Source organism: Stenotrophomonas maltophilia group sp. P373 (genome assembly GCF_053295075.1).
Genome location: NZ_CM129994.1, coordinates 251,933 through 270,687, shown reverse-complemented (window position 1 = coordinate 270,687; position 18,755 = coordinate 251,933). Strand labels below are relative to the sequence as shown.

Annotated in this window: 19 protein-coding genes and 1 riboswitch; of the genes, 7 read left to right on the top strand and 12 right to left on the bottom strand. The window is 67.1% G+C overall.

The genetic code is table 11. The annotated features are described in order from the left end of the window. Positions 1-76: 76 nt before the first annotated feature. The 6 genes from ACSYHF_RS01190 to ACSYHF_RS01165 all read right to left on the bottom strand — a co-directional run bounded on the left by ACSYHF_RS01190 (position 77) and on the right by ACSYHF_RS01165 (position 2,662). Complete coding sequence (locus tag ACSYHF_RS01190) at positions 77-334, bottom strand: DUF1799 domain-containing protein (protein ID WP_069138216.1); 258 nt, start codon at positions 332-334, stop codon at positions 77-79. 50 nt (positions 335-384) lie between these two features. Beyond that, entirely contained in the window at positions 385-693 is a 309-nt protein-coding gene (locus ACSYHF_RS01185; RefSeq protein ID WP_069138074.1) for a phage tail assembly chaperone, read from the bottom strand. Then, the gene (locus tag ACSYHF_RS01180) at positions 693-1,352 is read right to left on the bottom strand and encodes a phage tail protein (RefSeq protein ID WP_069138075.1); all 660 of its coding nucleotides are present in this window, start codon (positions 1,350-1,352) and stop codon (positions 693-695) included. The genes ACSYHF_RS01185 and ACSYHF_RS01180 overlap by 1 nt, the downstream gene beginning before the upstream one ends. Before the next feature lie 70 nt (positions 1,353-1,422). Beyond that, on the bottom strand, positions 1,423-1,779 hold the full coding sequence (gene gp17 / locus ACSYHF_RS01175) for a tail completion protein gp17 (protein ID WP_069138076.1): 357 nt from the start codon (positions 1,777-1,779) through the stop codon (positions 1,423-1,425). Between the two features lie 23 nt (positions 1,780-1,802). Next, on the bottom strand, positions 1,803-2,153 hold the full coding sequence (locus tag ACSYHF_RS01170) for a phage head completion protein (protein ID WP_197598786.1): 351 nt from the start codon (positions 2,151-2,153) through the stop codon (positions 1,803-1,805). Beyond that, positions 2,150-2,662, bottom strand: coding sequence for a head-tail connector protein (locus tag ACSYHF_RS01165; protein ID WP_197598787.1), 513 nt, complete (start codon positions 2,660-2,662; stop codon positions 2,150-2,152). Before ACSYHF_RS01165 ends, ACSYHF_RS01170 begins: the two co-directional genes overlap by 4 nt. Positions 2,663-3,040: 378 nt before the next feature. Here ACSYHF_RS01165 and ACSYHF_RS01160 point away from each other — a divergent pair, with 378 nt between their 5' ends. Both ACSYHF_RS01160 and ACSYHF_RS01155 read left to right on the top strand, forming a co-directional pair. Further along, positions 3,041-3,997: a cation transporter gene (locus tag ACSYHF_RS01160; RefSeq protein WP_197598788.1), complete on the top strand. Its 957-nt coding sequence runs from the start codon at positions 3,041-3,043 to the stop codon at positions 3,995-3,997. 111 nt (positions 3,998-4,108) lie between these two features. After that, positions 4,109-4,534: an organic hydroperoxide resistance protein gene (locus ACSYHF_RS01155; RefSeq protein ID WP_004153735.1), complete on the top strand. Its 426-nt coding sequence runs from the start codon at positions 4,109-4,111 to the stop codon at positions 4,532-4,534. Between the two features lie 319 nt (positions 4,535-4,853). Here ACSYHF_RS01155 and mmsB read toward each other — a convergent pair whose 3' ends face one another. The 5 genes from mmsB to ACSYHF_RS01130 are packed head-to-tail and all read right to left on the bottom strand — an operon-like array spanning position 4,854 to position 10,393. Next, positions 4,854-5,744 carry a 3-hydroxyisobutyrate dehydrogenase gene (mmsB, locus tag ACSYHF_RS01150; RefSeq protein WP_069138081.1) on the bottom strand — a complete coding sequence of 297 codons (891 nt, stop codon included), beginning with the start codon at positions 5,742-5,744 and terminating at the stop codon, positions 4,854-4,856. Further along, positions 5,741-6,916 (bottom strand): 3-hydroxyisobutyryl-CoA hydrolase, encoded by a 1,176-nt coding sequence (locus ACSYHF_RS01145; protein WP_197598789.1) that lies wholly within the window; start codon positions 6,914-6,916, stop codon positions 5,741-5,743. The genes mmsB and ACSYHF_RS01145 overlap by 4 nt, the downstream gene beginning before the upstream one ends. Continuing rightward, a complete protein-coding gene (locus ACSYHF_RS01140; RefSeq protein ID WP_111128872.1) occupies positions 6,913-7,710 on the bottom strand; it encodes an enoyl-CoA hydratase in 798 nt (265 codons plus the stop codon). Before ACSYHF_RS01140 ends, ACSYHF_RS01145 begins: the two co-directional genes overlap by 4 nt. Next, on the bottom strand, positions 7,707-8,873 hold the full coding sequence (locus ACSYHF_RS01135; protein WP_095378605.1) for an acyl-CoA dehydrogenase family protein: 1,167 nt from the start codon (positions 8,871-8,873) through the stop codon (positions 7,707-7,709). Before ACSYHF_RS01135 ends, ACSYHF_RS01140 begins: the two co-directional genes overlap by 4 nt. Before the next feature lie 14 nt (positions 8,874-8,887). After that, a complete protein-coding gene (locus ACSYHF_RS01130; RefSeq protein ID WP_053498738.1) occupies positions 8,888-10,393 on the bottom strand; it encodes a CoA-acylating methylmalonate-semialdehyde dehydrogenase in 1,506 nt (501 codons plus the stop codon). Between the two features lie 115 nt (positions 10,394-10,508). On the opposite strand from ACSYHF_RS01130, the gene ACSYHF_RS01125 reads away from it, so the two are divergent. Further along, positions 10,509-11,876, top strand: a complete 1,368-nt coding sequence (locus ACSYHF_RS01125; protein WP_197598790.1) for a short-chain fatty acyl-CoA regulator family protein — start codon at positions 10,509-10,511, stop codon at positions 11,874-11,876. Between the two features lie 352 nt (positions 11,877-12,228). Here ACSYHF_RS01125 and ACSYHF_RS01120 read toward each other — a convergent pair whose 3' ends face one another. Continuing rightward, complete coding sequence (locus ACSYHF_RS01120; RefSeq protein ID WP_447576018.1) at positions 12,229-14,076, bottom strand: RpoH suppressor; 1,848 nt, start codon at positions 14,074-14,076, stop codon at positions 12,229-12,231. 239 nt (positions 14,077-14,315) lie between these two features. Here ACSYHF_RS01120 and ACSYHF_RS01115 point away from each other — a divergent pair, with 239 nt between their 5' ends. The 4 genes from ACSYHF_RS01115 (at position 14,316) to pncA (ending at position 18,645) form a co-directional block, all read left to right on the top strand. Next, positions 14,316-15,365: a bifunctional nicotinamide-nucleotide adenylyltransferase/Nudix hydroxylase gene (locus ACSYHF_RS01115; protein WP_069138085.1), complete on the top strand. Its 1,050-nt coding sequence runs from the start codon at positions 14,316-14,318 to the stop codon at positions 15,363-15,365. A gap of 65 nt (positions 15,366-15,430) precedes the next feature. Next, positions 15,431-16,840: a nicotinate phosphoribosyltransferase gene (locus tag ACSYHF_RS01110; RefSeq protein ID WP_262220893.1), complete on the top strand. Its 1,410-nt coding sequence runs from the start codon at positions 15,431-15,433 to the stop codon at positions 16,838-16,840. 98 nt (positions 16,841-16,938) lie between these two features. Then, positions 16,939-17,152, top strand: a riboswitch (cobalamin riboswitch). A 139-nt stretch (positions 17,153-17,291) separates the two neighbouring features. Next, positions 17,292-17,963: an epoxyqueuosine reductase QueH gene (locus ACSYHF_RS01105; protein WP_061480745.1), complete on the top strand. Its 672-nt coding sequence runs from the start codon at positions 17,292-17,294 to the stop codon at positions 17,961-17,963. A gap of 55 nt (positions 17,964-18,018) precedes the next feature. Beyond that, entirely contained in the window at positions 18,019-18,645 is a 627-nt protein-coding gene (gene pncA / locus ACSYHF_RS01100; RefSeq protein ID WP_447576017.1) for a bifunctional nicotinamidase/pyrazinamidase, read from the top strand. Positions 18,646-18,755: the final 110 nt, after the last annotated feature.

The following is an 18,755-nucleotide window of genomic DNA, read 5'->3' as shown; positions in this document are numbered from 1 at the left end:
TTGAGTGTTCCTCGGGAGAGTCGGCTCCGCTTCGGCGGAGCCGGGATCGGCCATCGGCATTGCCGCGATGGCCGGCTCATTCCTGTTGCATCTGCTCCAAGGCAGCGCGTTCGATGATGCGGATGGCCGCCATCACCTCGTCATGCTGGTCGCCGTCGAGCGCTTCGCGCTCCAGCTCCCGGTAGACCACGTTGTAATCCAGCCCGATCGGGCCACCTGCGCCGACGCGCCACTGGGTGGCAACCCGCGAGAAAAGTTCGATGGGAAGCACGCACTCCGGCCACAGCTCAACCTGCGGCGGCGGAAAGTGCTTGGCCTTCAATCCAAGCTGCATCAGCTCGGACTCGGTGGGGGCCCGCCAGTACAGGGCCCCCACCGCCTCGATCAGTTTCCCTTGCGTGCGACCTGCAGCGCCTGGGTGTAGCCACCGATGATGGCGCCATCCAGGCCGGCCTGCTGCTGCAGCGCCAGCTCGACGCCGGCGGTGTCCAGCGCCACGTCGGCATCCCACTCCACCACGATGTCCAGGATGGCCTGGGCCACGCTCAACGTGTCATCGCCCAGACGCTCCAGCAGGCTGGCGTAGTCGGCGACCGACAGGTGCCGGTAGGTCAGGTTGAGCTTCTGCTCGCGACCGTGACCGACGATGGTCAGGGTGCTCTTGAAGTTCTCCGGCGCCTTTACCTGGAACATCAGGCGCCCTCGACCAGGATGGAGTCGGCCAGCGCGGTGAAGGTCGCGGTGGTGCCCATCGGGGCGTTGGCGGCCATGGTCGGGTCGCCGTTGTAGCTCAGGTAGCCGTACCAGTACAGCACGTCGCCGCCAACCAGCTTGGCGCGCAGGATCACCGGCTCGCCCTTGGCATCAACGTTCTTCAGTGCCGAATACCACGGCTTCTTCGGGTCGTAGAACAGCGGCAGGGTGATGGTCTTGGCGTTCTTGAAGGTTGGCAGCTGGACCTGGCGACCTGTCGGGTCTTCCAGCAGGGTGCCGCTCCAGTACTGCTGCTCGCCACCGGCGGTGGTCGGGTCGCCCTGCTGGTCCAGGTCGACGAAGGCGCCTGCCTTGCGCAGCACGCCGGCGCCGCTGGTGCCCGGGAACAGCACGGTATCGGTGGTGTCGATGCCCAGCAGTTCAACGGTGCCGGTGGCTTCAGCCCCGGCGCGGGTGGCGCGGTTGTTCAGGGCCGGCCAGCCCGGCAGTTCAATGACCACCACATCGCCGGTGTCGACGCTGTTGGCGGCAACGCTGGCCAGCGCCGGCGCAGCCTTGGAGATCGAGCTGGTAGCGATCGCGGTGGAGACGACCGGTGCGAAGCCGAACTGGGTGCCCTTGGGAAGCTTGAGTGCCATGGTGTATTTCCTCGTTGGATAAAAAAATGCCCGGCGAGTGCCGGGCTGGGTGTTGCACGGGTGATGCGGTTTACGGGTCGACGTACCACAGGCCGAAATCGAGCCGCGCGCCGTACTTGTGCAGTACCGGCTCATGCACGGCGATTGCAGCGCCGAACGATTCGGCAGTCGGTAGTCCCGCGCAGACCTGATCCTCGATGTCGCGGATCAGGGTGTTGGCTTGGGCGCGGCTGTCCGCCCAGACGGTCAGCTGCACGCGGGCGTGCTTCTGTTCGGGAGTGGAACCTTCGTTGAACCACACGGACTGTCCACCCATCTGCTGGTAGACGGCACACGGATAGATGACCGGTTCCGGCGGTACCTCGGGATACAGCCGGCCCTGCAGCAGCGGGGCCAGCAGCGCGTGCAGCTGTGCTTCGTAACTCATCGCGGTGTCCTAGTTGGCGTCGCTCAGGCAATGCCTGAAGACTGTTCGGTGAACAGCACCGTGGTCTGGCGCCGGCTGAAGTCGGGAGCAACGCCGGTGATGTTGAAAACGCGACCGTCATGCACGATGCGCATGCCGACCTGGATGCCGGCCTGTCGTGCGGCCGCCATTCGGACATGGAAGCGCTGGCGGCGGATGGTCGCTGGCAGTCTGCTTTCCAGCGTCAGCCGCTGCACGCTGTCGGCGGGGTCGGCGATGATGGCGGCCCACAGTTCTGCCACCGGCTGCCAAGCGTCCAACGGCTGCCCCCATGCATCAAGCTGGCCGTTCTGGCGCTCGATGCGGATGCGGCGATTGAAGTGGCCGGCGTTCATGGCGTTGCCGCCGATCGGTACGGATCAAGCAGCGCGGCCACGCCGAACGGCAGCTCCATTGCGATGGCCGTGGCACCTGCCGGTGCATCGAGCGTCTGCGCAGACACGACCACGGCTTCACGATGGGCGTACAGATGGCCCAGCAACAGGCGCACCGCTGCACGGATGCTGTCGTTGGCCGGCATGCCCTGCAGCAGGCGCGCACTGCGCGCGGTCGCCACGGCCAGACGGCGATCGGCCACATCCCGCATGGCCTTGGCCTTGGCCGCGTTGGTCTCGGCGTTGGCGGCGGCAACCGCGGCTTCATGCCCGGTCACCGCCGCCGCCATGTCCTGCGGCAGCTGGTCCAGCGCCTGGTCCAGCGCGGCCTGGTCGGCGTACAGTTCGCGGCCCAGGTAGGCCGCGGCTACGTCGCTGGCTGCGGCCAGCAGGTCATCCAGGATGGCATCGTCAAAATCGCCGTCGATACGGCAGTGCGCGCGGCACTGCTCAAGGGTCAGCAGGGGCATCGAATCCTCCTTCGTTGATGGATGTGGAGTGCCCCGACCCTGCGCGCACGGCGGCGCCCCACGCGGTCACCAGGACGGCGCGGGAGAAGCAGGATCGGGGCGGAAAACAGAACGGCCGCGACGGGAACGTCAGGGCCGGTGGCGATGGCCTCACAGCGCGCGATGGCGCAAACGAAAGAAGCCCCCGGGGTCACCGGAGGCTTCTATGTCATCGTGGTACAAACGATACGCTTCGGGTGTGCACCCGTCAATCCGCAAACGGTTACCAGTCTGGTGACTTTTCCAGGCGCTGTGCGGGTGCGGTCGCGGCGGCATGCTGCAGGCTGGATAGAATGGCGACGCGCCGCTCCCGCAGCCCATTTCCCGCTGGATTCCCGCATGCCTGCCACCCCCGAACGCTTCTTCGATGCGCGTACCGAACAAGGCGTGCTGCGCCTGTCCATCGCCGCCTCGCTGCTGCTGGCCGCCGCCGCAGTGGTATTCGGCCTGCTGGCCAATTCCTCGCTGATCATCTTCGACGGCATCTACGGCCTGATCGATGTGGTGATGACCTGGCTGTCACTGCTGGTCGCGCGGCTGATCGCACTGTCCACGAGCACCGACGCGCTGCAGTCGCGGCTCAACCAGCGCTTCACCATGGGGTTCTGGCACCTGGAGCCGATCGTGCTGGGGGTGAGCGGCACGCTGATGATCGGCGCGGCGTTGTATGCGCTGGTCAATGCGGTCGACGCGCTGATGTCCGGCGGCCGCCACATCGCGCTCGGCCCGGCCATCGCCTTCGCCGGGCTGTCGATCGTCGGCGAAGGTGCGCTGGCCTGGTTCGTGCTGCGCGCCAACCGGCGCATCGGTTCGGAGTTCATCGCACTGGACGCGAAGAACTGGGCGATCGCCGCCAGCATGTCGGCCTGCTATCTGCTGGCCTTCCTCGGCGGCGTGCTGGTGCAGGGCACCTCGCTGGCGTGGGTCGGGCCGTACATCGACCCGGCCATCCTCGCCTTCGTCTGCGTGCTGGTGATGATCGCCCCGCTCGGCACCGTGCGCCGGGCGCTGGCCGGCATCCTGCTGGTCACTCCGCCGGAACTGCAGGCGCATGTGGATGCGGTGGCACGCGCGATCGTGGCCAGGCACGGCTTCGTCGAGCACCGCAGCTACGTGGCGCAGGTGGGGCGTGGCGAGCAGATCGAGTTGTTCTTCGTGGTGCCGGAAGACGACCCACCGCGGCCCTTGGTGGAATGGGACCGGCTGCGCGACGAGATCGGCGAAGCGCTGGGCGAGGCCTCGCCGGACCGCTGGCTGACCATCATGTTCACCACCGACCGCGAGTGGACGATCTAGGCCAACAGGACGATCGATCAAGTTTTTCGTACGCGTTGCAACCCAACGTACGCGGAAAGCGGGCAAAGTAGGCTCCAACGCAACACCCACCCACTGACCAGGAGCATCCCGATGTCCATCGAAAAGGTTCTGTACACCGCCCAGGCCACCTCCACCGGCGGCCGCGAAGGCCGTTCCGTCTCCTCCGACAACGTGCTGGACATCCAGCTGTCGACCCCGCGCGAGCTGGGTGGCGCCGGCGGCCCGGGCACCAACCCGGAACAACTGTTCGCCGCTGGCTACTCGGCCTGCTTCCTGGGCGCGCTGAAGTTCGTGGCCGGCCAGGCCAAGGTCGCGCTGCCGGCCGACACCACCGTCACCGGCAAGGTCGGCATCGGCCAGATCCCGACCGGTTTCGGCATCGAGGCCGAGCTGACCATCAACGTGCCGGGCGTGCCGCGCGAGCAGGTGGAAGAACTGGTGCAGAAGGCACACATCGTGTGCCCGTACTCCAACGCCACCCGCGGCAACATCGACGTGACGCTGATCGTTGCCTGATGCAGCGCCGGGGTCGGATCCCTTTGCCAACAGCAAAGGGCTCTGACTCCATCCCAGGCCCGGCACGGCTATATGGGGTCAGAGTCCTTTCGCGTTGCGAAAGGGATCCGACCCCAGTGATCCGCCCCCCCAAAAAAATGGGCGGATGCCGGTCGAAACCAAACATCCGCCCATCCCACCTCGGGTGGGCCCCGGCACATGGCCGGGGACGCATTCGCTGCGGCGCGCATCCATCCTTCTGGAGAAGAGCCCCCTTGTTGTTCAAGGGGGGCGCGCCAACGGCGCGGGGATAAGGTGGAATGCGCGGACCAGCGACCAGTTACTGGTCGCTTGTGATGAGCTGCACGACGCTGGAGAAATCCAGCTTGCCGCGGCCGGCCTGGTGGTTCATCGAGTACAGGTTGCGGGCCACTTCGCCCAGCGGGATCGAGGCGCCGACACTCATCGCCGCTTCTACCGCCAGGCCCATGTCCTTCAGCATCAGATCGCTGCCGAAACCGCCGCTGTAGCCGCGCGAGGCCGGCGCATTTTCCAGCACGCCCGGCCACGGGTTGCACACTTCGGTGGCCCAGCTGCGGCCGGTGCTGACCGCCATCATCTGCGACAGCACCTTCGGGTCCAGCCCGTGCGCCACGCCCAGTGCGATGGCTTCACCGGTCACCGCCATGATCACGCCCAGCGCCATGTTGTTGCACAGCTTGGCGACCTGGCCAGCACCGCTGGCGCCGACATGGAAGATGTTCTTGCCCATCGCCTGCAGCACCGGGCGGGCGCGCTCCAGCGCGTCCTCTTCGCCACCGACGATGAAGGTCAGGGTACCGGCCTGGGCGCCGGCGGTACCGCCGGAGACCGGCGCGTCGATCATCTGCAGGCCACGCGCGGCGGCCGCTTCCGAGACCTTGCGGGCACTGGCCGGTGCGATCGTGCTGCAGTCGATGACCAGTGCACCGGCCGGGATTGCGGCGAGGATGCCGTCATCGCCCAGGTAGACGCCTTCGACGTGGCGGCTGGCCGGCAGCATCGAGATCACGACTTCCGCATCGGCCAGGGTGTCGCGTGCCGACGACGCCGCGCTGGCACCGGCATCGACGGCGGCCTGCACCGCGGCCGGGACCAGATCGAACACGCGCACGGTGTGGCCGTTCTTGACCAGATTGGCGGCCATCGGGCCACCCATGTTGCCCAACCCGATGAATGCAATGCGGCTCATGCAAGGCTCCTTTCAACAAGGGGAGTGCCCAGGTCGGCCAGCGGATGCGCGGCAGCGGCCCAGGGGGAAGCGAAGAAGGTGTCGGCCCACGCACCGGTGGCCTCGGCCAGGGTGGCCGGGTTCCACTGCGGATTGCGGTCCTTGTCGATCAGCAGCGCGCGGATGCCTTCGGCGAAATCACCGTGGGCGGCGCAATGCAGGGCGACGATGTACTCCAGGCGGTAGACGCTGGCCAGGTCCTGGCCGGCGCTGCGGCGCTGCAGCTCGAACGCCAGACGTGCCGAGCCGGGCGCGCCGGCGGCAAGCGTCTTCTGTGCCGCCTGCAGCCAGGCATCGTCGGTCTGCAGCGCGCTGATGCGTTTGATGATCGCGGGCAGGTCATCGCCTTCGCACAACGCATCGACCTGCGCCGCGTTGGCCAGCAGCGGACCGGTCGCAGCATCACTGGCATGCGACTGCAGCAGATGGGTCAGGCGTTCGTGGTTGTGTGCGGAATCACTGGACCAGGCCACCTGCAGCAGCGCATCGAACACCGCGCTGCGGCGTTCTTCAGCCACGTGCACATCGGCCAGGCCGGCATAGATGGCATCGCCCGGATTGAGCAACGCGCCGGTCAGGGCCAGGAACAGGCCGCCCTTGCCCGGCACGCGCGGCAGCAGCCAGCTGCCACCGACATCCGGGAACAGGCCAACGGTGATTTCCGGGAAGGCCAGCTTGGAGCGCTCGCTGACCACGCGGTGGCTGGCGCCGGACATCAGGCCGATACCGCCGCCCATCACGATGCCGTGGCCCCAGCACAGGATCGGCTTGGTATAGGTGTGGATGAGGTAATCGACGCGGTACTCGACGTCGAAGAACTCGGCGGCGTAGTCGTTCTCGCGGATGTCGCTGCGGCCGTCCTCACGGAAGGCGACCATGGCCTTGTACAAGCTGTGCAGGTCGCCGCCAGCGCAGAACGCCTTTTCGCCAGCACCCTGCAGCACCACCATGGCGATGCCGTCGTCGTCGGCCCAAGCGTTCAACTGCTCCAGCAGCAGGTGTGCCATCGACAGCGAGAAGCCATTGAGCGTGCGCGGCGCGTTGAGCGTGGCGAGGCCGATGCGCACGCCGTTACCGGCCACGCGCTCCTCGAACAGCACCGGTGCGTCGTCGGCAGCGGTGTCGGCGCTCATGCGTTCTTCCACTGCGCGGCGCGCTTTTCCAGGAAGGCAGTCACGCCCTCGACCTGGTCGGCGGTGTCGAACAGGTCGACGAAGGCTTCGCGCTCGGCCACCAGCGCCGAGGCGTGGGTGCCGGTGCGGGTGGACTGCACCAGCGTCTTGCAGGCGGCGATGCTGGTCGGGCTCTGCTTGCCGGCCTTTTTCGCCCATTCCAGCGCCAGTGCCTTGGCTTCGCCCTTGCCGACCTTTTCTTCGGCCAGCCCGATGCGCAGCGCGGTCTCGGCGTTGATGCGCTCACCCAGCAGGATCATGCGCTTGGCCCAGCCTTCGCCGACCAGGCGCGGCAGGTTCTGGGTGCCACCGGCGCACGGCAGCAGGCCAACGGTGGCCTCCGGCAGCGCCACCTGGGCGTGCTCTTCGATGATGCGCAGGTCGCAGGCCAGTGCGCATTCCAGGCCTCCGCCCATCGCGTAGCCGTTGATCGCGGCGATCGACACGCCACGGAAACCGGACAACGCCTCGAAGGCTTCGCCGAAACGGCGCGCGGCTTCGCGCGCTGCGGCCTTGTCGCCGGAAGCGAACTGGTTGAGGTCGGCACCGGCGGAGAAGAACTTCTCGCCCTCGCCAGTGATCACCAGCGCGTAGATGTCGCGGTCTGCGTTGAGCGCGCCGACCAGGTCGCGCAGCGCCGACAGGCTGTGCACGGTCCAGGTATGCGCCGGCGGGTTGTTCAGGGTGACCACGGCGGTGTGGCCATCGACCTCGACCTTCAGGCCCACGTGCTCCTGGGTACGCCAATCCTTCATCGCAGTTCCTCTTCGGTATTGAGCAGGTGACGGGCAACGATCACCCGCATGATCTCGTTGGTGCCTTCCAGGATCTGGTGCACGCGGCAGTCACGCAGCAGGCGCTCGATCGGGTACTCGCGGATGTAGCCGTAGCCACCGTGGATCTGCAGCGCTTCATTGCAGACGTTGAAACCGGCATCGGTGGCGAAGCGCTTGGCCATCGCGCACCATACGTTGGCATCGCTGGCACCGGCATCGAGCTTGCGCGCGGCGGTGTGCACCATCTGCCGCGCGGCCACCAGTTGGGTGACCATGTCGGCCAGCTTGAACTGCAGCGCCTGGAACTCGGCCAGCGCCTTGCCGAACTGGCGGCGCTCGCCCATGTAGCGGCGCGCGGCATCCAGCGCGCCCTGCGCGGCACCCAGCGAGCAGGCGGCAATGTTGATGCGGCCACCATCAAGCCCCTTCATCGCCAGCTTGAAGCCGCCGCCTTCCTCTCCCAGAAGGTGGCTGACCGGCACGCGGACGTTTTCGAAGGTGATGCCACGGGTGGGCTGGCTGTTCCAGCCCATCTTCTCTTCCTTGCGGCCGAAGCTGATGCCCGGCAGGTCCGACGGCACTGCAATGGCGCTGACGCCGCCGGCACCGGCACCGCCGGTACGTGCCATCACCACCAGCAGTTCGGTGGCACCGGCGCCGGAGATGAAGGCCTTCGAGCCGTTCAGCACGTAATGATCGCCGTCGCGCACGGCGGTGGTCTTCAGCGAGGCCGCATCGGAGCCGGCACCCGGTTCGGTCAGGCAGTACGAGGCCAGCTTGTTGCCCGAGGACAGGTCAGTGCCCCACGCATCGCGCAGTGCTGGCTGGCCCCACGTGGACACCATCCACGAGGCCATGTTGTGGATGCTGATGTAGGCCGCAGTCGACGGATCGACGTTGGCGAGCTCCTCGATGACGACGGCGGCGTCCAGCCGGCTCAGGCCGCTGCCGCCCACTTCCGGGTCCATGTACAGACCGCAGAAGCCCAGTTCACCGGCCTTGGCGATCGCCTCGCGCGGAAAGATGCCCTCCGCATCCCATCGCGCGGCGTGTGGCGCCAGTTCGGCCTGTGCGAAGTCGCGCGCTGCCTCGCGGTACGCCTGCTGCGCTTCTTCCAGTTCCGTCGTCATCGAGTGGCTCATGGCTGCTCCTGCCGTTACTTCAGGCTGATCGTGGTGTTGACGCCGTGGCTCAGCGTTTCGTCATCGAACCAGCGCGCGGTGACCGTCTTGGTCTGGGTGTAGAACAGCACCACCTGCTTGCCGTATGGGCCCAGGTCGCCCAGCTTGGAGGCGCGCGAACCGGTGAACGAGAACAGCGGCACCGGCACCGGGATCGGCACGTTGATGCCGACCTGGCCGACGTCGATGTCTTCCTGGAACTTGCGCGCGGCCGCGCCGGACTGGGTGAACAGTGCGGTGCCGTTGCCGTTCGGGTTGCTGTTGACCATCGCGATGGCGTCTTCCAGCGTCTCCGCTTCGAGGATGACCAGCACCGGCCCGAAGATTTCTTCCTGGTAGATGCGCATGTCGGTGGTGACACCGGCAAAGATGGTCGGGCCGACGAAGTTGCCCTTCTCGAAGCCATCCACCTGCGGGTTGCGGCCATCGAGCACCAGCGAGGCGCCCTGCTCCACACCCGAGGCGATCAAGCCTTCCACGCGCTCGCGGGCACTGCAGGAAATGACCGGACCGACGTCGGTGCCGGATACGGTGCCGGCGCTGACCTTCAGGGTCTTGGCCTTTTCGACCAGATCCTGCACCCAGTTGCGCGCTTCACCGACCAGCACCAGGGTGGAGGCGGCCATGCAGCGCTGGCCCGCGGCGCCGAAGGCCGCACCGACCATCGCGTTGAGGGTCTGTTCCTTGTTGGCGTCCGGCAGCACCACGGCGTGGTTCTTGGCGCCCATCATGCACTGCACGCGCTTGCCGGCCAGCGAGGCACGGTTGTACACGTGGGTGCCGACGCGGGTGGAACCGACGAACGACACGGCCTTGATGTCCGGGTGGTCGCAGATCGCGTTGACCACTTCTTCGCCGCCGTGGACGACGTTCAGCACGCCCTTCGGAATGCCGGCTTCCAGGGCAAGCTCGACCAGGCGCATGGTGACCATCGGGTCCTGCTCGGACGGCTTGAGGATGAAGGTGTTGCCCGTTGCAATCGCCATCGGGAACATCCACAGCGGGATCATCGCCGGGAAGTTGAACGGGGTGATGCCGGCGCACACGCCCAGCGGCTGCATGATCGTGTAGGTGTCCACGCCATTGGCCACGTTGTTGGCCAGCTCGCCCAGTTGCAGGTTGCCGATGGCGGCGGCGTGCTCGACCACTTCCAGGCCGCGGAACACATCGCCTTCGGCGTCCGGCAGGGTCTTGCCCTGTTCGGCGGTGAGGATGTGGGCCAGCTCGCTCATGTTTTCGCGGATCAGCTGCTGGTACTTCAGGAAGATGCGCGCACGGGTGCCGATCGGGGTCTTGCGCCAGGTCTTGAAGGCTTCCTTGGCGGCTGCGACGGCGGCGTCCACTTCACCGGTGGTGGCGAAGGGCACCTTGGCCAGCACGTCCTGGGTGGCCGGATTGATCACGTCCTGCCAGTGGGAGGTGGCCGATTCAACGAACTGGCCATCGATCAGCATGCGGATACGGGGCGCTGCAACAGTCATGACGACAATCCCACAGGGTGCGAAAGGTGCTTGGCATTATTCACAGCACGCACCTCGATTTCCGGGCTGAATCCGCTTAATCTGGCCAACACACCCCACGATTCCTGTTAATTTTGTGAATACCTCAGCTCCCCAGCGGCAACTCGGCCTGCGCGTGCTGCGCCTGCGCGAACAGCGCGGCTACAGCCAGGTTGACCTGGCGCGGGCGCTGGGGCTGTCGGCCAGCTACCTGAACCAGATCGAGCGCAACAAGCGCCCCCTCACACCAGCGGTGCAGAAGAAGCTGGGCGAGGTATTGGGCGATGTTTCCGTGCTGTTCGACGAAGATGAGCCCGCCGCGCTGCAGGAAGCGCTGGGCGAGACCCTGCGCGACCTGGGCCTGGCCGAAGTCAGTGCCACCGAACTGCGCGCCCTGGCGGGCAACCTGCCGCAGGTCAGCCGTGCGCTGCTGGACCTGCACCGCCGCCACCTGGCACTGCGCGAGCATGCCGCCGCGCTGGAATTCCAGCTGGGCGAGCCCGGCGCCGGCAGCACCCTGCCGGCCGGCGACCAGGTACGCGAGTTCTTCAACCGCATGCACAACCACATTCCCGAGCTGGACGAACTGGCCGAGCGCCTGTTCGCCGAGTGGGGGCTCTCGCCCGGGCATGTGGCGCCGCGCTTGCGCCAACTGCTGGCCGACCGTCACGGCGTGCTGGTGGAAGTGGCCGCACTGCAGGCCGGGCGCGAGAAGCGCCAGTACGATGCCGGCACGCGCCGGCTGTGGCTGCCGGACTACCTGGAGCCAGGCCAGCAGGCGTTCCAGATGGCCGCCGAACTGGCCCTGCACGGCTACCTGCCGCAGATCGATGCGGTGGTGGCGCGTGCCGGCTTCACCGATGACGCACGCATCGCACAGGCGCGGGTGGGTCTTTCGAACTACTTCGCCGGCGCGCTGGTCATGCCCTACATGCGCTTCCTGCGTGCGGCCGAGGCCAGCAGCTACGACATCGAACTGCTGGCGCACCAGTTCGGCGTCGGTTTCGAGGCGGTCTGCCACCGGCTGAGCACGCTGGCACGGCGCAGTGCGCCCGGCCTGCCGTTCTTCTTCATCCGCGTAGACCGTGCCGGCAATGTATCCAAGCGCCATTCGGCCACCGACTTCCATTTCTCGCAGGTGGGCGGCTCGTGCCCGCTGTGGATCGTCTACGAGGCGTTCAACCAGCCCGGGCGCATCCTTACCCAGACCGCGCGCATGCCCGACGGGCGCCGCCATTTCTGGCTGGCGCGGCAGGTCAGCAGTGGCCCGGTGGGCCATGGCCAGCCGCGCAAGACCTTCGCGGTGGCGCTGGGCTGCGATCTACAGCATGCCGAACGCCTGGTGTATTCGCTGGGGCTGGATGTGCAGAGCCCAGGGAACTCGGTTTCGATCGGACCGGGTTGCCGGGTGTGCCCGCGCGAGGACTGCATGCAGCGCGCGTTCGCGCAATTGCCGGGGAGGTAGGGTTGGTTCGGCAGGGCTGCGCCCTGCACCTGCCGAAGCCGAAGCCGAAGCAACAGCAACAGCAAAAGCTGGCATTCCGTGGGATTGCGGGGCGGTGTCGGATTGCGGGGACGCCGTGAACCCGTCCCTGGGGGCTTGGCCGCAGCATCCATGCCGCGGACACCCCGCAATCCGACACCACCCCGCCTTCGACAGTTTCCTTCCATCTGTCGGAACGACGTATTGCTCTGGTAGGTGTCGACCTTGGTCGACACGGTAGATCCACGCCATGCGTGGATGCTCTTCGATGAATGTTCGAAATATTCGATTTCGATGGACGTTCATCCACGCATGGCGTGGATCTACTACCGGGTCAGTAGATCGGCGTGACCTTCATCTGCGGCAGCGGGCGCGGTGCGCCATCGGTCAGGTCCGGGCCAAGGTCTTCCCAGGTGCGGCCCTGCTCGACCATCTGCGCCCACAGCAGCTGCGAGCCGCGACGCTTGTCTTCCGAGCCGAGCTTGTACGACGGCGGTGCCGGCTCGCCACGGGCAACCATCGAGTACGCCGCGCGGTAGGCCAGCACCTGCTGCCCCGGGTCGTCGGTACGCGCCACTTCCAACGTGTAGCGCTGGTAGGCCGAGGCCAGGTTGCGCCAGCGGATCCAGTAGTGGTTCCCGAACGAGAACGAACAGAAGCGCGCACCCGCCAGGCTGCCCTTGTCGGCGATGCGGGTCAGCACCTCCTGCGGCATGTCCAGGTTCATGCCGCCTTCGTCGCCCTGCAGGCTGACGTGCACGATACGGTCGCGGTAGCCCGGTGCGCGCGCCTGCAGCAGGTCACGCCAGTTCTGCATGGTCGCCACGACTGCGAACAGGAAGCGCCCCAGCTCAGCTGCGGCTAGCGGCGTGGCAATGGACTGGTAATGCCGTTGCCAACCGTGGCGGTTTTCGGTGGGCAGGAACACGGCACTTTCCAGCGCCTGTCGGCCATCACTGCCGCGGCCCACGTCTTCGGCATGCTGCGGGTAGACCAGGTTGATGGCGAAGGTCGGCCAGCGCGGTAGCGCGGCATCAAACAGATGGATCGGGAAGTTGCTGCTGATGCCACCATCGGAGAACCAGCAGATGCGGAACGCGGTGATCACCGGGCCGCAGGTCTGCCCGGCGCTGGTCAGCCCTTCCATGCTGTCGGCCACGTTGTGTTCCTGATCGGCGGCAGGTGCAGTGGGTTCGCAGCGGCGTTCGCGGCGCGAGGGCTCATGCAGCGGCACCGCGCTGATCAGCAACGGGAAGCTCAGGCTCATGCGCGTGGCCACCAGCACCGGCAGCTTCGGACCCTGCGGCAGGTGGTAGTACCGGCGCCCTTCCACCTCCAGCGGGGGGCCGGCCTGCGTCACCAGCCACTGCACCACGCTGGCGGGGAACAACTGCTCGAACTCCTCGCGCAGGAACCAGAACTGCGCGCCGCCCAGCGGCAGTGTGCGTGGTTCGTTGTGCGACACGCAGGTGGTGATCATCTGCAGGCTGATCGCATGCGGGCTGTCCGGCTCGCCGGCATAGCGCGGCGCGTCATGCAGGTCGGCAAAGGTCAGCGGTGCATCCAGCGGCTTGCCGGACAACTGCTGCAGGCATTCATGCAGCCACTCGGTCAACGCCGGCTTGCGTGCATCGCGGCCGAGGCCACTGCACAGGCCCAGCAGGTTGCGCCGGGCCACACGCGCAACGCGCAACGCGGCTCCGGCCACGCCTGCACCGTAGGCGCACAGCAGCGACGGCAGCAGCGTTGCGGCCACGCCGCTCCAGCCACCGCCCCACCAGCCCAGGCCGAGCAGCAGCGCCAGCGACACCAGCACTTCCAGCGGCGCGATCTCGAATACCGCCACCGCCAGGCACAGCAGCTTGTGCGGCAGGCCGGCATTGCCGGTCAGCACCACCAGCAGCCGATAGGCCGCGCGCGCGCCCCGCGCCGGTTGGAACAGGCTGTAGATGAACCCGCGCCGCGACAACTGCGCCGACACCGCCGACAGCCCGCCATAACCGGCATCACCGGGCAGGTGCTCGCCAGCCTGCATGCGGCGATCACCGCATGCCGCCGCAGCCGCTACCGCCGCAGCGATGGCGCCAGCGGAGGTGCCGCCGATGCTCTTGAACCGATACTCGCGTGCCAGCGCCAGCACCGCATTGGGGTACACGATGCCGCTGGTGATGCCGCCTTTCATGACCAGATCGCAGTACTTGTCCGCCACCGTCTTGCCCCCGAGCCTACCGTCCGCCGCGTGGATGCCAGTATGGCGCAGCGGCTTCTCAGGGCCTGAGAACACCACCGCAGTCCGGGCAGGAATCTGCGGCGTTCAGCAGATGGCAGGCCTGCAGGCTTGACCGGCCCCACCATCGGCGTAGCATCTGCAGCAAGCCAAGGGACAGACCCGCGGCTGCCACAACGACATGAGGGATTCTCATGGAATTCGACTATCTCGTCTTCATCGGGCGATTCGAGCCCTTCCACAACGGCCACGCCGCCGTTGCCCGCCTGGCCCTGAGCCGGGCCCGCAAGCTGATCTTCCTGGTCGGCTCTGCCGATACCCCCCGCAGCCTCCGCAATCCCTGGACCGTGGCCGAACGCGCCGTGATGATCCAGGCCGCCCTCGATGGCCACACCGACCGCCTGCTGATCCGTCCGCTGCGCGACCACCTGTACAACGAAGCGCAGTGGATCGCCAACGTGCAGCGCCAGGTGGCCGAAGCCCTGCGCAACGACGGCGCCGCCGCCGATGCCAAGGTCGGCCTGATCGGCATGGACAAGGATGCCTCCAGCTACTACCTGAGGGAGTTCCCGCAATGGCCGCTGGTGGACGTGCAGCACACCGCCACCCTGTCGGCCACCGAGCTGCGGCGCTACCTGTTCGAAGCCGGCGACGTCGACTTCCACGGCGCGCTGCTGATGCTGCGTGGCAATGTGCCGGCGCCGGTGTACGACATGCTCGAAGCGTTCCGCAAAAGCGCGCCTGCGTATGCCCAGCTGGTGGCCGAGTACCGCTTCATCGAACAGTACAAGGCCGCCTGGAAGGATGCGCCCTACGCGCCCACCTTCGTCACCACCGATGCGGTGGTAGTGCATTCGGGCCACGTGCTGCTGGTACGGCGCCGTTCGGAGCCCGGCAAGGGCCTGTGGGCGCTGCCCGGCGGTTTCGTTGGCCAGGAGCAGAGCCTGCTGGACAGTTGCCTGCGCGAACTGCGCGAGGAAACCCGTCTGAAGATTCCGCTGCCGGTGCTGAAGGGTTCGCTGAAGGGCCAGCAGGTATTCGACCACCCCGACCGCAGCCAGCGCGGCCGCACCATCACCCACGGGTTCCACTTCGAATTCCCGGCCGGTGACCTGCCGCCGGTGCGCGGTGGCGACGACGCCGACAAGGCGCGCTGGATACCGGTGAGTGAGGCGTTGGACATGGGCCCGCAGCTGTTCGAGGACCACCTGCACATCCTGGAGTATTTCCTCGGCCGCGGCTGACCTGCCCGGCTCTCCCCACTGGCGGATAGACCGCTGGTGTCACTCGACGCGAAGGAGCTTCCGTCATGCACTACCTCGATAATCTTCTCCTCAACACCGACAGCTACAAGGCCAGCCATTGGCTGCAATACCCGCCGGGTACCGATGCCACGTTCTTCTACGTCGAATCACGTGGCGGCCTGCACGATCGCACGGTGTTCTTCGGCCTGCAGGCGATCCTCAAGGACGCGCTGGCACGGCCGGTCACCCACGCTGACATCGACGACGCTGCTGCGGTATTCGCCGCCCATGGCGAGCCGTTCAACGAAGCCGGCTGGCGCGATATCGTCGACCGGCTCGGGGGCAACCTGCCAGTGCGCATCCGTGCCGTGCCCGAGGGCAGCGTGGTACCCACCCACCAGGCACTGATGACGATCGAGTCGACCGACCCGGCTGCATTCTGGGTGCCGTCGTACCTGGAAACGCTGCTGCTGCGCGTGTGGTACCCGGTCACCGTGGCCACCATCAGCTGGCATGCACGACAGACCATTGCTGCGTTCCTGCAGCAGACCAGCGACGATCCGCAGGGGCAGCTGCCATTCAAGCTGCACGACTTCGGCGCCCGCGGTGTATCGAGCCTGGAATCGGCCGCGCTCGGTGGTGCCGCACACCTGGTCAACTTCCTCGGCACCGACACCGTCTCGGCCCTGTGCCTGGCCCGCGCGCACTATCACGCACCGATGGCCGGTTATTCGATTCCCGCCGCCGAGCACAGCACCATCACCAGCTGGGGCCGCGAGCGCGAGGTGGACGCCTACCGCAACATGCTGCGCCAGTTCGGCAAGCCGGGCGCGATCGTGGCAGTGGTGTCGGACAGCTATGACATCTACCGCGCGATCAGTGAACACTGGGGCACGACGCTGCGTGATGAAGTGATCGCTTCGGGCGCCACCCTGGTCATCCGCCCCGACTCGGGTGACCCGGTGGACGTGGTGGCCGAAAGCCTGCGCCGGCTGGATGAAGCATTCGGCCACACCCTCAACGGCAAGGGCTACCGCGTACTCAACCACGTGCGGGTGATCCAGGGCGATGGCATCAACCCGGATACGATCCGCGCCATCCTGCAGCGCATCACCGAAGACGGCTACGCCGCCGACAACGTGGCCTTCGGCATGGGCGGCGCGCTTTTGCAGCGGCTGGACCGCGACACCCAGAAGTTCGCGCTGAAGTGCTCGGCAGCACGGGTCGAGGGTGAGTGGATCGACGTCTACAAGGACCCGGTCACCGATGCCGGCAAGACCAGCAAGCGTGGCCGCATGCGCCTGCTGCGGCGCCTGGATGACGGCAGCCTGCACACGGTGGCGTTGCCTCCCAACGGTGACGAGGCGCTGCCGACCGGCTTCGAGGATGCGATGGTGACCGTGTGGGAGAACGGGCGCCTGCTGCACGACCAGCGGCTGGACGACATCCGGGCCCGGGCCGCAGCGGGGCGTTGAGGCGCATCCCGACCGGGGTCGGATCCCGTTGCAGCGCAAAGGGCTCCGACCCCGGTGCCCCTTGACCCACGCCGGCAACGCGTCCACCGTGGGCACGCCGAAGGTATCCCTGCCGTGGCTGGATGGCGGCAGGGAGTTAAACGGGAATCCGGTGAAGGCGCTTCGTGCGCCCATTCCGGAGCTGCCCCGCAGCGGTGAATGGAAACGAATCCTGCCAACAGCACTGGGCTCGCGCCTGGGAAGCGGCAGGGAGTAGGTGGGCTGCGGCCCGTGTCCATCAGCCCGAATACCGGCCCCGGCCGGGGGACACGACGGTCCCCTGATTCGACCTGGACTCTCCGCGGGGAGGGTGCCGGGGCCATCACCATCCTGCATGTGCAGGCGGCGTGGCCGCGCGCGTCCTGTTCACGGTAACCGGCCAGACCGCTCCCACGCCCTGACGCACGCCACGATGACCGAGTTCCAACGCCCCACCCTGACCCTGCCCGCCGATGGCAAGCGCCTGCTGCTGCATTCGTGCTGCGCGCCGTGCTCGGGCGAAGTGATGGAGGCGATCACCGCTTCCGGGATCGACTACGCGATCTTCTTCTACAACCCCAACATCCACCCGGTGAAGGAGTACGAGCTGCGCAAGCAGGAGAACATCCGCTTCGCCGAGCAGCACGGCATTCCGTTCATCGACTGCGACTACGACACCGACAACTGGTTCAGCCGTGCGCGTGGCATGGAAAACGAGCCCGAGCGCGGCATCCGCTGCACGATGTGCTTCGACATGCGTTTCGAGCGCACCGCGCTGTACGCGCACGAACACGGCTACGACACCATCAGTTCGTCGCTGGGTATTTCGCGCTGGAAGAACATGGCGCAGATCAACGACTGCGGCATCCGTGCCGCCTCGCGCTACGAGGGCCTGCAGTACTGGGACTACAACTGGCGCAAGGGCGGCGGTGCCAGCCGCATGATCGAGATCAGCAAGCGCGAGCAGTTCTACCAGCAGGAGTACTGCGGCTGCGTGTACTCGCTGCGCGATGCCAACCGCCATCGCCGTGAGAACGGGCGCGAACGGATCAGGATCGGACTGCTGTACTACGGGCAGGACGCTGAGGCGCCGCAGGGCGATTGACCTGTGCCGCCGGGGCGGCCACGCTGGTCGCCCCTTCTGATGTAGTGGATCTGCCATGACTGCCCTGCCCGCCGATGTCGCCCTGCTGGTGATCGACCTGCAGCCGGACTTCATGCCCGGCGGTGCGCTGGCCTGCGACCAGGGCGATGCGCTGGTGGCACCGATTGCCGATCTGTTGGCGCAGCGCCGCTACCGCACCGTGGTGGCGACCCAGGACTGGCACCCGGCCGACCACGCCTCGTTCGCCAGCCAGCACCCCGGCAAGCGACCGTTCGAGACCATCCTGCTGCACGCGCAGCCACAGACCCTGTGGCCCGACCATTGCGTGCAGGGCAGCGATGGCGCCGCGCTGCACCCGGGCGTGGACTGGACCGTGGCCGACCTGATCCTGCGCAAGGGCACCCGCCCACAGGTGGATTCGTACAGCGCCTTCCGCGAGAACCACGGCCCCGATGGCGAGCGCCCGGCCACCGGCCTGGCCGGCTGGCTGCATGAGCGCCGCATCCGCGAAGTGCATGTGTGCGGCCTGGCCCGCGACTACTGCGTGCTGTGGAGCGCGCAGGACGCGGTGAAGTCCGGCTTCCGGGTGAAGTTCCTGTGGGAGCTGACCCGGCCGGTGACCGAAGCCAACGACGCGATGGTGCGCGAAGCGCTGGGCAAGGCGGGGATTGCGATCATCTGAGGCGTGACCGCCGGGCATGGCCCGGCGCTACCGCGCACGTCGCTTATGCCGCTTGCGCGCTCCTGCCCACAACAACACAATCGATTCATCCAGCCCCCTAACTACGCCCC